The sequence below is a fragment of the Kitasatospora sp. NBC_00070 genome (assembly GCF_045041205.1).
In the GTDB taxonomy this organism is placed as follows: Bacteria; Actinomycetota; Actinomycetes; order Streptomycetales; family Streptomycetaceae; genus Kitasatospora.
The window spans coordinates 7157514-7171509 of the sequence record NZ_CP108247.1 but is presented as its reverse complement, the minus strand read 5'-3'; the positions used below and the strand labels follow the sequence as shown (position 1 = coordinate 7171509).

The 13996-nt window shown below is 73.7% G+C and carries 9 protein-coding genes; 3 read left to right on the top strand and 6 right to left on the bottom strand.

The window, feature by feature from the left end; all coding sequences use genetic code 11:
• Window position 1: 1 nt before the first annotated feature.
• Together OHV05_RS32400 and OHV05_RS32395 are read right to left on the bottom strand one after the other, a co-directional pair.
• Entirely contained in the window at window positions 2-814 is an 813-nt protein-coding gene (locus OHV05_RS32400) for a dimethylarginine dimethylaminohydrolase family protein (RefSeq protein WP_405020873.1), read from the bottom strand.
• A gap of 179 nt (window positions 815-993) precedes the next feature.
• A complete protein-coding gene (locus OHV05_RS32395; protein WP_405020872.1) occupies window positions 994-3747 on the bottom strand; it encodes an AAA family ATPase in 2754 nt (917 codons plus the stop codon).
• Between the two features lie 238 nt (window positions 3748-3985).
• Here OHV05_RS32395 and OHV05_RS32390 point away from each other — a divergent pair, with 238 nt between their 5' ends.
• Window positions 3986-5719, top strand: a complete 1734-nt coding sequence (locus tag OHV05_RS32390) for a putative Ig domain-containing protein (protein ID WP_405020871.1) — start codon at window positions 3986-3988, stop codon at window positions 5717-5719.
• Window positions 5720-5769: 50 nt separating this feature from the next.
• On the opposite strand, the gene OHV05_RS32385 is transcribed toward OHV05_RS32390, so the two are convergent.
• The 3 genes from OHV05_RS32385 to OHV05_RS32375 form a co-directional block, all read right to left on the bottom strand.
• The gene (locus tag OHV05_RS32385; RefSeq protein ID WP_405020870.1) at window positions 5770-6783 is read right to left on the bottom strand and encodes a TIGR03842 family LLM class F420-dependent oxidoreductase; all 1014 of its coding nucleotides are present in this window, start codon (window positions 6781-6783) and stop codon (window positions 5770-5772) included.
• A gap of 177 nt (window positions 6784-6960) precedes the next feature.
• Window positions 6961-8358, bottom strand: coding sequence for a dihydropyrimidinase (hydA, locus tag OHV05_RS32380; protein ID WP_405020869.1), 1398 nt, complete (start codon window positions 8356-8358; stop codon window positions 6961-6963).
• An 11-nt stretch (window positions 8359-8369) separates the two neighbouring features.
• A complete protein-coding gene (locus OHV05_RS32375; protein ID WP_405020868.1) occupies window positions 8370-9212 on the bottom strand; it encodes a nitrilase-related carbon-nitrogen hydrolase in 843 nt (280 codons plus the stop codon).
• A 298-nt stretch (window positions 9213-9510) separates the two neighbouring features.
• On the opposite strand from OHV05_RS32375, the gene OHV05_RS32370 reads away from it, so the two are divergent.
• Complete coding sequence (locus tag OHV05_RS32370) at window positions 9511-10791, top strand: ricin-type beta-trefoil lectin domain protein (protein ID WP_405020867.1); 1281 nt, start codon at window positions 9511-9513, stop codon at window positions 10789-10791.
• Window positions 10792-10853: 62 nt separating this feature from the next.
• On the opposite strand, the gene OHV05_RS32365 is transcribed toward OHV05_RS32370, so the two are convergent.
• Window positions 10854-11168 carry a hypothetical protein gene (locus OHV05_RS32365; RefSeq protein ID WP_405020866.1) on the bottom strand — a complete coding sequence of 105 codons (315 nt, stop codon included), beginning with the start codon at window positions 11166-11168 and terminating at the stop codon, window positions 10854-10856.
• Between the two features lie 196 nt (window positions 11169-11364).
• Between OHV05_RS32365 and OHV05_RS32360 the strand changes: the two genes are divergently transcribed.
• On the top strand, window positions 11365-13863 hold the full coding sequence (locus tag OHV05_RS32360; RefSeq protein WP_405021593.1) for a DEAD/DEAH box helicase: 2499 nt from the start codon (window positions 11365-11367) through the stop codon (window positions 13861-13863).
• The last annotated feature ends 133 nt before the right edge of the window (window positions 13864-13996 follow it).

Here is a 13996-nt window from a genome sequence, read left to right as displayed (position 1 = left end):
GTCAGGACGACGTCCTCGCAGGCGGGTTGTCCAGGGTCAGGGCGGTGCAGCGGACCCCGCCGCCGCCCTTGGCCAGCTCGGTGGTGTCGAGCTCGATCACCCGCAGGCCGCGCTCCCGCAGCTCGGCGGCGAGCCGCGGCGCGCCCTTGGTCATGGTCACCGTGGTGCCGTCGCCGACCAGGTTGAGCGCGAACTTCGCCGCCTCCTCGACCGACACCTCGATCAGCTCGGCCCCGAGCCCGCGCAGCCGCCGCAGGCTCGGTGCGTCGAGGGCCGCCGGGCAGTAGGCCAGGGTGTTCGGCAGGCCGACCACGCCGACCGCCAGGTCGAGGTCGTACCAGCGCGAACTCACGGTCTGCAGCGGCACCACCTCGTACTCCAGCTCCTCGGCCAGCACCGCCAGCATCCGCTGGTCGGTGCGCTGGCCGTGGGCCGCGAGCAGCAGGTCGCCGAAGGCCAGCGCGTCGCCCTGGCCGCTGAACGCGTAGGGCACCTCGATCACCTCGTACCCGCGCCAGGTCAGCCACTCCTGGAAGTACGACACCTCCGCCTTGCGCTCCGGCGGCGGGTTGCCCAGGATCGCCCGACCGCCCCGGACCACGGCGGCGTTGGCGGTGAAGACCATGTCCGGGCACTCCGGCGCGGACGGCACGAACTCGACCTTGCGGCCGGCCGCCAGGTGCGCCGCCACGATGGCCTCGTGCTCGGCGATCGCGGCCGCCAGGTCGGGCTGGATCTCGGTGTGCATGTAGGGGTTGATCTCGTAGTCGACCCGGAAATGGGTCGCGTCGGAAACCAGCAGCTCACTGTTCACGGTTCATTCCCCTGGTCTGTCGGGAACCGGCTGGATCGGGCCGGTCGGAGGGCGCGGGCCGGGGTGCCGGGTGTCCGCTCGTCACCGAGTTCAACAGAGCGCCCGGTTGGTCGCCATCAACGGACCACGAAACAATCAACTCGGGCCGCGACGGGCCCTCCCGGGGAGCCGACGCTCCGTCAGGACGGCCGCCCGGCGAGCGCGGCGGCCAGCTGGGTACGCGAGCGGATGCCGAGCTTGCGGTAGATCCGGCTCAGGGTGCCCTCCACCGTCTTGACCGAGACGAACAGCTGCTGGGCCGCCTGCCGGTTGCTCGCACCCCCGCCGACCAGGGCGGCCAACCGCCGCTCGGTGCCGGTCAGTTCGTCCACCGGCGCGGTACCGCTGCCCGCCCCGGTGCCGTTCAGCCGGGCCAGCAGCTCGTGGGTCAGCTCCAGCCAGGGCCGGGCACCCGCCTCGGCCAGCAGGCCCGCCGCCTGCTCCCAGGCGGCCCGGGCGGCGGCCTGCCGACGGCGCGACCGCTCGACCCGGCCGCACGCCACCAGCGTCCTGGCCTGCTCGACCGGCAGCCCGCTGCCGCCGAAGCCGTCCGCCGCCCGGCGCAGCACCGCCACCGCCTCCTCCCCCGCACCCGTGCGGGCCAGCAGCACCCCGCGCGCCCGGCTCCAGGCCGCCGCCGTACCCGGGTGGGCCTCGACGGCCGGCCCGGCCTGCGCCAGCAGCTCCCGGGCGAGGTCGGGCCGGCCGGCGGCGGCGAACGCCTCGATCGCGTCGGGCTGCCAGCGGAACATGGTGGGATCGGCGGCGGGACCACCCTCCAGCCGGGCCAGCTCGGCGAAGCCGGCCGCCGCCCCGGCGCTGTCCCCGCCGTGCTGCCGGACCGCCGCCAGCACCCAGAGGTTCCGCGCCAGGTGCAGGGCGTCCCCCTCCTCCTCGGCCGCCCCGGCCCCGCAGGCGGCGTACCGCAGCGCGGCCGGGAACGAGCCGCCGACGCTCTGCGCCAGGGCGGCGGTGTACCAGGCGGGGCCGAGCGAGAGCCCGGCCGAGACCGAGACCCGCACCGCCCGGTCGGCCCCGGCCAGCGCGTCCGGACAGCGGCCGAGCCGGGTGTCCACCTCGGCCAGGCTGCGCCAGATGTCCACCAGGTCCTCGGTGTCGCCGTGCCGCTCGGCCACCGCGAGCAGCCCGGTCAGCTGCTCCCTGGCCCAGGGCAGCCGGTCGTCGAAGACCGCGTGCCGGGCTGCCAGGTACTGCGCGCTGTTCCGCACCCCGAACCGGTGCGCGGGCACCGCCAGCGCCAGCGCCCGGCCGAGCGTCGCGGGCGCGTCGTCCCGGCCGAGCACCCGCTCCATCCGGGCCCGCATGGTCAGCGCGGCCGCCTCCAGCCCCGACTGCCCGCTCCGGTGGGCCAGTTCGGCCGCCCGGGCGGCCGCCCCGAGCGCCTCCCCTGGCGCCCCGTGGGTGACGTTGGCGGCGATCGCGGCCCGCAGTTCGACGGCGGCCAGCAGGCCGGGATCGGCGCCGGCCAGCTCGCGGCAGCGGGCGATCAGCGGGTCCAGGGCGGCCAGCGCCTGGCTGTGCGCGTCCACCACCGCGAGCAGGGCGGGGACTTGGTGCTCGGCCCCCGCGCGGGCGGCCGACACGGTGTCGGCGACCTGCCAGGCCAGGTCGGTCCGCCCGGCGACCGCCGCCTCCCGCGCGGCCGAGCCGAGCCGGCGCAGCCGCAGCCCGGCGCCGGTGGCCGGGGTGAGCTCGGCCGCCAGCAGGAACAGCTCGGCCGCCAGCTCCCGGTCCCCGCCCTGCCGGGCGGTTTCACCGGCGGCCTCGGTGTCCTCCGCCAACTCCCGTTCGGTACCGCCCTGATGGCCCAGCGCGCGGTGCCGGACCACCTGCACCGGATCGTCCACGGCGGCGGCCAGCGTGCGGTGCACGGCGGACCGGGCCGCCCGGCCCGCGGTGCAGGACGCCGCCTCCGCCAGCAGCGTGGCGGTGAACCGGACCCCAGGACCGGCCCGCAGGACGCCCGCCCGCCGGGCCTGCCGGAGGTGCTCCTCGGCCTCCTCGCACCCGGCCCGCAGCAGCAGCGCGGGCGTCGGCCGGTGGGCCAGCGCCGCCGCCAGCAGGGTGCTCCGGACCGGTCCGGGCAGTGCGGCCAACCAGGTCTCGGCCGCCTCCCGGGCCTCCGGCGGGACGATCGGACGGCCGCGCGCGGACGGCGGCTGCTGGGCAAGTGCCGTGCAGCACAAGGAGGTCAGCAACCGGTGGCCGCCGCACTGCCGGTGCAGCAGCGCGGCCCACCGGGTGGGCAGCCCGTGCCGGGAGAGCAGGGCCGAGGTCTCCGGCAGATCCAGGTCGGGCACCCGGACCTCGGCCGGGTGCCCGCCCAGCAGCCGGGCCGCGGTCGGCGCTCCCCCGGTGCCGCGCTCGGTGACCACCGCGCGCAGCCGCTCGGCCGGCACCGTGCGCAGCGCGTACCCGAGCAGGTCCGCGCTGGCCGGGTCGAGCCACTGGGCACCGTCCACCACCAGCAACAGGCCGCCGGTGCCGAGCAGTTCGGCCAGGGTCAGCCGGGCGGCCGGCAGCTCCCCGCCCGGCAGCGGCCCCTCGGGGCTGCGGTGCAGCAGGCGGTCGACCACGGCGGCCCGGCTGGGCGGCAGGGCGTCCAGCAGCGGCGCCGGGCAGCCGGCCAGCAGCTGCGCCACCGCGCCGAAGGCCAGCTCCTGGTCGCCGTCCGCCGGGCTGATCCGCAGCACCGTCGGGGCCTGCGCGCCCCGGGCCTCGGTCAACTGCGCGACCAGGCTGGTCTTTCCGGAGCCCCACGGCCCGGTCACCGCGAGGCGGCCGTGCTCGTCCAGCGCCCGCGCGGCCGTCGCCAGGGCGGCGGGCCACGAGGCGGCGGCTCCGGCCTGCGCGGACGTCAGCTGTACTGCCACGACACGGCACGGTATGCGGCTCCGCCGACGCCGGCAACGGTCTGGGGGCCGGAGCAGGCGCGGCAAGGGTTTCCCCTCATGGCCGGTCCGGGACGCAGGGGATTCCTCCGATGCCGCCGGACCGCCCGGCGGGCCACCGTGTTCACCACCCCGGCCAGTGCCTCGCAGCCCCCCACCGGCCCCGGCCCGGGCCCCGCAACCGACCAACGGTCGGTACCCCCACGAGAGGAACCCCGCCGTGCGTGCTCTTCCCCACCGGCCCCTGCTGGCCGGTCTCGCCGCCGCCCTCGCGCTGGCCGGTCTCAACGCCCTGCCCGCCGCCGCCGCACCGCCGACGGACACCACCACCGCCCGGATCCTGGCGGCCGTCCAGCGGGACTTCGGCCTGACGGCCGCTCAGGCCCGCGAGCGGGTCGCCGACGAGAGCGCCGCGGCGCACGCGGCCACCCTGGTCCGGGGCCGGATCGGCGACCGGGTCGCGGGTCTCTGGTTCGACGCCGCCACCGGCCGGCTGAACGCCGCCGTCACCGGCGAGTCCGACGCCGCGCTGGCCCGGGCGGCCGGTGCCGTGCCGCGCCTGGTCGCCCACGGCCCGGCCGAACTCGCGGCCACCGCACGGGCGGTGACCGCCCTGGTCGGCCCGGGCGTGCCCGGCGTCCACTCCTGGGGCCCGGACGTGCGCGGCAACCGGATCGAGGTGACCGTCGCCGCCACCGGCCGGACGGCGGCCACCGAAGCCTTCCTCACCCGGCTCGGGGCGCTCGGCGACCTGGTCCGGGTCAGCGTCTCCGACCAGGCGCCCCGGCAGCAGGCCGACGTGGTCGGCGGTGACAAGTGGACCCCCGGCACCGAGAGCCCCTGCTCGATCGGCTTCCCGGTGACCCGTACCAGCGGCGGGGCGAAGGGTTTCCTGACGGCGGGTCACTGCACCAACGACGCGGACCAGGCGGCGTACGGCAAGGACGGCACCCGGGTCGGCACCTCCAACCGGGGCGGCGTCGGCAGCGTGAACGCCCGCGAGGGCGACATGGGCATCGTGGACGTCGACCAGCCCGGCTGGAACGTCGCGGCCAAGGTGGCGGGCTACGGGCAGGGCGACATCACCGTCACCGGCTCGGCCGAGGCGGTGGTCGGCACCGCGATCTGCCGCTCCGGCCAGACCACCGGCCTGCGCTGCGGCGAGGTGACCAAGGTCGACCAGAGCGTCGACTACGGGAACGTGGTCGTCGACGGACTCTCCTACTCCAGCGCCTGTTCGGCCGGCGGCGACTCCGGCGGCGCCTACGTCACCGCCACCGGCGGCAAGGCGGTCGGCCTGCACTCCGGCGGCGGCAGCGCCACCTGCACCTCCGGCAGCGGCGAGAAGTTCACCATCTTCCAGCCCGTCAACGAGGCGCTCACCCGGTTCGGCGCCGCCGTGGTGGTGGCCGCCCCGCAGCCCGACGGCGTCACCGTCGCGGCCGTCTCGGACCGGACCACCGCCCTGGGCACGGCGGTCGAGCTGCGCAACAGCGCGGAGGGCGGCACCGCCCCGTACACCTGGACCGCCACCGGCCTGCCCGCCGGTCTCGCCATCGCCGCCGCCACGGGCACCGTGACCGGCACCCCCACCACCGCCGGGAGCAGCTCGGTGACCGTGACCGCCACCGACAGCGCCGGCCGGGCCGGTTCCACCGGCTTCAGCTGGACGGTCAGCGCCGGCCAGGGCGGCGGCACCCCGGTGCTCGCCAACCCGGGCAGCCAGACCGCCTACATCGGCAAGCCGGTCTCGCTCGCCCTCCGGGCCACCGGCGGCACCACCCCGTACACCTTCAAGGCGGTCGGCCTCCCGGCCGGCCTGACCCTCAACCCGGCCACCGGGCTGGTCACCGGCGCACCCACCACCTGGGGCTTCCGCACCAGCACCCTCACCGTGACCGACGGCGCGGGCAGGTCCGCCTCGGTGAGCGTCACCTGGAACATCTACTTCTGACCCCCGCTCAGGAGCCCCGCAGGCACCCCGCCTGCGGGGCTCCCGGCGCGTCACAGGGCGGGGATCACCTCCGCGCCGTACGCGTCGATGGTGGCCTCGATCGCGTCGTGCATCGCGTACACCGCGAACTGGTCGACCCCCAGGTCCCGCAGTTGGCGCAGCTTGGCGAGCTGCGCCTGCGGCGGGCCGATCAGGCAGAACCGGTCGACGATCTCGTCCGGTACGAACGCGGTGTCCGGATTGCCGGAGCGGCCGTGGTGGGCGTAGTCGTAGCCGTGCCGGTCCCGGATGTAGTCGGTCAGCGCCTCCGGCACCAGGCCGGAGTGCTCGCCGTAGCGGGAGACCAGGTCGGCGACGTGGTTGCCGACCATGCCGCCGAACCAGCGGCACTGCTCCCGGGCGTGCGCCAGCGCCTCGGGCGAGTCGTCGGCGGTGACGTACGCGGGCGCGGCCACGCAGACCGTGATCGAGGCGGGGTCGCGCCCGGCCCGCTCGGCGGCGGTGCGCACCGCCTTGACCATCCACTCGGTCAGGTAGGGGTCGGCCAGCTGGAGGATGAAGCCGTCCGCCTGCCGTCCCGTCAGGTCGAGTGCCTTCGGGCCGTACGCGCCCATCCAGACCGGGAGTTCGGCGCCGGGCCGCACCCAGGGCAGGTGCATCGGGGTGCCGTCCACCTCGGTCTCCCGGCCCTCCGCCAGCTCCTTGATCGCGTGCATCCCGGCGGACAGCCGCTCCAGGGTGGCCGGCCGCCGGCCGGCCACCCGCATCGCGGAGTCGCCGCGCCCGATCCCGCACACCGTGCGGTTGCCGAACATGTCGTTCAGGGTGGCGAACAGCGAGGCGGTGACCTCCCAGGTCCTGGTCGACGGGTTGGTCACCATCGGACCGACCGTCAGGCGCGAGGTCTGCGCCAGGATCTGGCTGTAGATCACGAAGGGCTCCTGCCAGAGCACCACCGAGTCGAAGGTCCACCCGTGGGTGAAGCCCGCCGCTTCGGCGCGCACCATCCGCTCGACCAGCAGCCGGGCGGGCGGGTCGGTCTGGAGTACGAGGCCGATGTCCAACTTGGTTCTCCTCAAGGGCCTGTCTGACCATTCGCGTCGGATCAGGCCGGGTCGTTCGGTGCGTGCGATCGGCGTGCGGCCGGGACGCCCTCGTAGCGGAGCTACTTGGGCGTTTCGGCCGTGCGGCGAGCGTGCGCACCGGGCGGGCCGGACCCGACGGGAATGGTCAGACAGGCCCTACAGGTACTGACAGGTCGAGCGCGGCTGGTAGCGGCCGTGGCCGGCCCGGCCGAGGTAGACGTCGCCGTCGACCACGACCGTGCCCCGGGAGAGCACGGTGCGGGCCTTGCCGGTGAGCTGCCTGCCCTCGTACGCCGAGTAGTCGACGTTCATGTGGTGGGTGGCGGCCGAGAGGGTCTGCACCGCCGTCGGGGCGTAGACCACCAGGTCGGCGTCGGCGCCCGGCGCGATCGTCCCCTTCCTGGGGTACAGGCCGAACATCCGGGCCGGGGTGGCGCAGGCGATCTCGATCCACCGGCGCCGGGTCAACTTCCCCTCCACCACCGCCTGGTGCAGCAGGTCCATCCGGTTCTCCACACCCGGCAGGCCGTTCGGGATCTTCGAGAAGTCGCCCCGCCCGAGGTCCTTCTGCCCGACGAAGCAGAACGGGCAGTGGTCGGTGGAGACCACCTGGAGGTCGTTGGTGCGCAGCCCCCGCCACAGCGCGGCCTGGTGCTCGCGCGGGCGCAGCGGCGTGGAGCAGACGTACTTGGCCCCCTCGAAGCCGGGCTCGGCCAGGTTGTCGGTCGACAGGTAGAGGTACTGCGGGCAGGTCTCGCCGAACACCGGCAGGCCCTCGTCCCGCGCCTTCGCCAGCTCGGCCACGGCCGAGGCGGCCGAGACGTGCACCACGTACAGCGGGGCGCCCGCCACCTGGGCCAGCTTGATCGCCCGGTGGGTGGCCTCGGCCTCCAGCAGCTCGCGCCGCACCTCGCCGTGGTAGCGCGGGTCGGTCTTCCCGGCCGCCAGCGCCTGTTCGACCAGGACGTCGATCGCGATGCCGTTCTCGGCGTGCATCATGATCAGCCCGCCGTTGTCGGCGCCGCGCTGCATGGCCCGCAGGATCTGGCCGTCGTCGCTGTAGAACACGCCCGGGTAGGCCATGAACAGCTTGAAGGAGGTCACCCCCTCCCCCACCAGCAGGTCCATCTCCTTCAGACTGGCCTCGTTCACGTCCCCGAGGATCATGTGGAAGCCGTAGTCGATCGCGCAGACCCCGGCCGCCTTCTCGTGCCAGGCGTCCAGCCCGGCCCGCAACGAGGAGCCGACCGACTGGACCGCGAAGTCCACGATGGTGGTGGTGCCGCCGAAGGCGGCGGCCCGGGTGCCGGTCTCGAAGGTGTCGCTGGCCTCGGTGCCGCCGAACGGCAGCTGCATGTGGGTGTGGGCGTCCACGCCGCCGGGGATGACGTACTGTCCGGTGGCGTCGATCACCCGGTCCGCCGTCCAGCCGTCGGCCACCTCGCTGCCGGTGGACGCCAGCGCGACCACCTGCTCGCCCTCGACCAGCACGTCCGCGTGCATCTCCTCGGCGGCGGTGATCACCAGGCCGCCGCGGATCACGGTACGGGTCATCCGACGCCCCCTCAGGCTTCCGTCAGCGGGCCGTAGGCGTCCGGGCGCCGGTCCCGGTAGAACGCCCACTGCTGCCTGACCTCCTCGATCAGGTCCAGGTCCAGGTCGCGGACCACCAGCTCCTCGTCCTTGTCCGAGGCGACCTCGCCGACGAACTGGCCGCGCGGGTCGACGAAGTAGGAGGTGCCGTAGAAGTCGTTGTCGCCGTACTCCTCCACCCCGACCCGGTTGATCGCGGCGATGTAGTACTCGTTGGCCACCGCGGCGGCCGGCTGCTCCAGCTGCCAGAGGTAGGCGGACAGGCCCCGGCTGGTGGCCGAGGGGTTGTAGACGATCTCGGCCCCGGCCAGGCCGAGCGCGCGCCAGCCCTCGGGGAAGTGCCGGTCGTAGCAGATGTACACGCCGACCTTGCCGACCGCGGTGTCGAACACCGGCCAGCCGAGGTTGCCGGGCTTGAAGTAGTACTTCTCCCAGAAGCCCTTCACCTGCGGGATGTGGTGCTTGCGGTACTTGCCGAGGTAGGAGCCGTCCGCGTCGATCACCGCGGCGGTGTTGTAGTAGAAGCCCGACTGCTCGACCTCGTACACCGGCACCACGACCACCAGGCCAAGCTCCTTGGCCAGCGCCTGCATCCGCCGCACGGTCGGCCCGTCCGGCACCGGCTCGGCCCAGCGGTAGTGCTCGGGCTCCTGGACCTGGCAGAAGTACGGGGCGTTGAAGACCTCCTGGAACCCGATGATCTGCGCGCCCTGCGCGGCGGCGTCCCGCGCCGCCCGCTCGTGGGCCGCGATCATTGTCTCCTCGTCCCCCGTCCACGCGGTCTGGAACAGGGCGGCACGTACGACACGACTCATGACGGACTCCCTCGCAGCAGCGGTGTGACCGTGAGACTAGGAGTAATGCCCCCCGCCGGCCCGCGTCACGCGCCGGGAAGCGGAACTTCTCTCCCCGGACGGGGAGCGCTCCCGACTGCCTTCACCATCCGAACGCGGCCGCTGCCGCTGAGGCTCCGTCAGGCTCCTTTTCCCGTCCGGCGGAAGAAGTCCGCGCATTGACGTTGCCATGACTTGAACGGCGTCCGTAGGATTTCCCGGAGAGCGCTCTCAGCACGGTCCTCCCCCTTCCTCCCCCACAGTCAAGGGTGGTTCCCCCATGCCTGCTGCACCCCGCCCACGCCGCCGACCCCTCGGCGGACTGCTCTCACTGCTCGGCGCCGGCCTGCTGGCGGCCGCCCTGCTCGCGCCGGCCGCCCCCGGCGCCGCCAGCGCGCCCGACGGCACCGCCCCGGTCGCCGCGCAGAGCTGGAACGACGACTTCGACGGACCGGCCGGCTCGGCCGTCGACCCCACCAAGTGGACAATGGAGACCGGTGGTTCGGGCAACGGCAACCATGAGCTCCAGTACTACACGCCGGGGGCGCAGAACGCCGCGCTGGACGGCCAGGGCAACCTGGTCATCACCGCCAGGCGCAACACCGACGGCGGCCTGGCCTGCTGGTACGGCACCTGCCAGTACACCTCGGCCCGGCTGAACACCGCCCGCACCTTCACCCAGGCGTACGGGCACTTCGAGTCCCGCATCAAGATCCCGCGCGGCCAGGGCATCTGGCCCGCCTTCTGGATGCTCGGCAACGACCTCGGCACGGCGGGCTGGCCCACCAGCGGCGAGATCGACGTGATGGAGAACATCGGCCGCGAGCCGGGCACCGTGCACGGCACCATCCACGGCCCCGGCTACTCGGGGGCGGGCGGCATCGGCGCCCCGTACAGCCTGCCGGCGGGGCAGTCCTTCGCGGACGCCTTCCACACCTTCGCGGTGGACTGGAGCCCCTCCGCGATCACCTGGTCGGTGGACGGCCACGCCTACCAGACCCGGACGCCGGCCGACCTGGGCGGCAACCGCTGGGTGTTCGACCACCCGTTCTTCGTCATCCTCAACCTGGCGGTCGGCGGCGACTGGCCGGGCAGCCCCGACGGTTCGTCGACCTACCCGCAGACCATGACCGTCGACTACGTGCACACCACCACCTGGGGCGGCAGCTCCGGCCTGCCGTACACCGGCCGGATCACCGGCCCGGGCGGCATGTGCGTCGACGTGGCCGGCGCCTCCGGCGCCGACCGCACCCCGATCCAGTTGCACAACTGCACCGGCGGCGCGGCCCAGCAGTGGACGGTCGGGACCGACGGCACCGTCCGGGCCCTCGGCAAGTGCCTGGACGTGGACGGCGCCTCGCACAACGACGGCGCCGTCATCCAGCTCTACACCTGCAACGGCACCGGCGCCCAGCAGTGGACGTACCGCTCCGGCCACGACTTCCTGAACCCCGGCTCCGGCAAGTGCCTGGACTCCCCGAACGGCTCCGCCGCCGACGGCACCCGGCTCCAGCAGTGGACCTGCAACGGCAGCGCCGCCCAGCGGTGGACCCTGGGCTGACCACACCACTGCGCGGGCGGAGCCACCGGTCACCGGCTCCGCCCGCCCGGCCCGAGGGACCGTCAGCAGGTGCAGAAGACCGTCAGGGTGATGGACTCCGGCGGCGGCGGGGAGCCCTCGTACGGAGCGATCCAGGCACCGACGCCCTCGTTGCCGGCGTCGGTCCAGCGGACCCGCTGGTCCGGGCCGAGCGGGCTGCCGTCGCCGTTGGTGACCTTCCAGTCGGTGAGGTGCGTGCCCTCCGGACAGTGGGCCTCCACCCCGCCCGGGGAGCCGGTCACCGAGACGCTGGTGGTGTCGTCGGCGTGGGCCGGGCCGGCCAGCAGGGCGGCGAGGCCGGCCGCGGCCAGACCCACCCCCAGGAGTCGCTTGCGCATGGATGTCCTTCCGTCGTCCGCCCAACTCGTTCGTGGGCGGTCCACGGCAGTTTCCCCGCTACCCAGGGTGATATGCCGGGCACCCTGCGAAGTCACCCGCGCGGGTGGGCGGCGGCGCGGCCCGGCCGTGCGCGCCCGAGCTTTGCCCGTGACGTTCCCAACCAGGCAAGATGGCCCGGTGACCCTCCTGGACCTGATGCCGAAGCCCGCTACCCCCGACGCCCTGTACGAGACCTTCGCCGAGTGGGCGCAGGACCGTGGCATCACGCTCTATCCCGCCCAGGAGGAGGCGCTGATCGAGTTGGTCTCGGGCAACAACGTCATCCTCGCCACCCCCACCGGGTCGGGGAAGAGCCTGGTCGCGGCGGGTGCGCACTTCGCCGCGCTGGCCGAGGGCAAGCGCACCTTCTACACCGCGCCGATCAAGGCCCTGGTCTCGGAGAAGTTCTTCGACCTGGTGAAGATGTTCGGCACCGAGCAGGTCGGCATGATGACGGGTGACGCCAGCGTCAACCCGACCGCGCCGATCATCTGCTGCACCGCCGAGGTGCTCGCCAACATCGCGCTCCGCGACGGCGCCCGGGCCGACGTCGGCCAGGTCGTGATGGACGAGTTCCACTTCTACGCCGAGCCGGACCGCGGCTGGGCCTGGCAGATCCCGATCCTGGAGCTCCCGCACGTGCAGTTCCTGCTGATGTCCGCCACGCTCGGCGACGTCCGCCGGTTCGAGGAGGACCTGACCCGCCGCACCGGCCGCCCGACCACCGTGGTCCGCTCGGTCACCCGCCCGGTGCCGCTGTTCTACGAGTACCGCCGCACCAACCTGCACGACACCCTGGAGGAGCTGCTGAAGACCGGTCAGGCCCCGGTCTACGTGGTGCACTTCACCCAGAAGGAAGCCGTCGAGCGCGCCCAGTCGCTGATGAGCATCAACATGTGCACCAAGGCGGAGAAGGACGCCATCGCCGACCTGATCGGCGGCTTCCGGTTCACCACCAAGTTCGGCCGCAACCTCTCCCGCTACGTCCGGCACGGCATCGGCGTGCACCACGCGGGCATGCTGCCCAAGTACCGCCGACTGGTCGAGCGCCTCGCCCAGGCCGGGCTGCTCAAGGTCATCTGCGGCACCGACACCCTCGGCGTCGGCGTCAACGTGCCGATCCGCACCGTGCTGTTCACCGCGCTCTCCAAGTACGACGGCCAGCGGGTCCGGGTGCTGCGCGCCCGGGAGTTCCACCAGATCGCCGGCCGGGCCGGGCGGGCCGGCTTCGACACCGTCGGCCAGGTGGTCGCCCAGGCGCCCGAGCACGTGATCGAGAACGACAAGATGGTCGCCAAGGCCGGCGACGACCCGAAGAAGAAGCGCAAGGTGGTCCGGAAGAAGGCCCCCGAGGGCTTCGTCAGCTGGTCCGAGGAGACCTTCGAGCGTCTGATCGGCGCCGACCCGGAGCCGCTGGTCTCCCGGTTCAAGGTCAGCCACGCCATGCTGCTCTCCGTCATCGGCCGCCCGGGCAACGCCTTCGAGGCGATGCGCCACCTGCTGACCGACAACCACGAGGAGCGCTCGGCCCAGCGCCGGCACATCCGCAGTGCGATCGCCATCTACCGCTCGCTGCTCGCGGGCGGCGTGGTCGAGCGCCTGCCGGAGCCGGACGCCGAGGGCCGGATCGTCCGCCTCACCGTCGACCTGCAGGAGAACTTCGCGCTCAACCAGCCGCTCTCCACCTTCGCGCTGGCCGCCTTCGAGCTGATCGACCAGGAGTCGCCCTCCTACGCGATGGACATCGTCTCGGTGGTCGAGGCCACCCTCGACGACCCGCGCCAGATCCTCGCCTCGCAGCAGAACAAGGCGCGCGGCGAGGCGATCGGCGAGATGAAGCGGGACGGCATCGAGTACGAGGAGCGGATGGAGCGGCTCCAGGACATCACCTACCCCAAGCCGCTCGAGGAGCTGCTCGGCCACGCCTACGAGGTCTACCGCCAGGCCCACCCGTGGATCGGCGACCACCACCTGGCGCCCAAGTCCGTGGTCCGCGACCTGTACGAACGGGCGATGACCTTCTCGGACTACGTCGGCCACTACGACCTGGCCCGCACCGAGGGCATCGTGCTGCGCTACCTGGCCGGCGCCTTCAAGGCGCTGGAGCAGACCGTCCCGGACGACCTGAAGACCGACGACCTCAAGGACGTCATCGCCTGGCTCGGCGAGCTGGTCCGCCAGGTCGACTCCAGCCTGCTGGACGAGTGGGAGCAGCTGGCCAACCCCACCTCCCCGGCGACCACCGAGGTCCGGCTGGACGACAAGCCCGCCCCGGTCACCGCCAACGCCCGCGCCTTCCGGGTCCTGGTGCGCAACGAGATGTTCCGCCGGGTCGAGCTCTGCGCGCTCGAACAGTACGGCACGCTGGGCGAGTTGGACGGCGAGTACGGCTGGGACCGGGACCGCTGGGCGGACGCGATGGACGAGTACTGGGAGGAGCACGACGACCTCGGCACCGGCCCGAACGCGCGCGGTCCCAAGATGCTGCTGATCGAGGAGGACCCGGAGGAGGGCTCCTGGCGGGTCCGGCAGATCTTCGAGGACCCGGCCGGCGACCAGGACTGGGGCATCAGCGCCGAGGTCGACCTGTACGGCTCCGACGAGGAGGGCCGCGCCGTCCTCCGGGTCACCGGCGTGAACCGCCTGGACGGCTGACCCTCCGCCACCTGCCGCCGGCCGCCCGGGAGAACCCGGGCGGCCGGCGGCGTTCCCGGGGCTTGTCAGCGGCGGTGGCGTCCACCATGATCTGCCGTATGCCCCGCGTCCTCGCCGCCAAGGTGGCCTGTCC

Excerpts from the sequence above, each read along its gene's own strand:
- hydA (WP_405020869.1), bottom strand. The coding sequence starts at position 8,358 with ATGACCCGTACCGTGATCCGCGGCGGCCTGGTGATCACCGCCGCCGAG.
- OHV05_RS32375 (WP_405020868.1), bottom strand. The coding sequence starts at position 9,212 with ATGAGTCGTGTCGTACGTGCCGCCCTGTTCCAGACCGCGTGGACGGGG.
- OHV05_RS32370 (WP_405020867.1), top strand. The coding sequence starts at position 9,511 with ATGCCTGCTGCACCCCGCCCACGCCGCCGACCCCTCGGCGGACTGCTC.
- OHV05_RS32365 (WP_405020866.1), bottom strand. The coding sequence starts at position 11,168 with ATGCGCAAGCGACTCCTGGGGGTGGGTCTGGCCGCGGCCGGCCTCGCC.
- OHV05_RS32360 (WP_405021593.1), top strand. The coding sequence starts at position 11,365 with ATGCCGAAGCCCGCTACCCCCGACGCCCTGTACGAGACCTTCGCCGAG.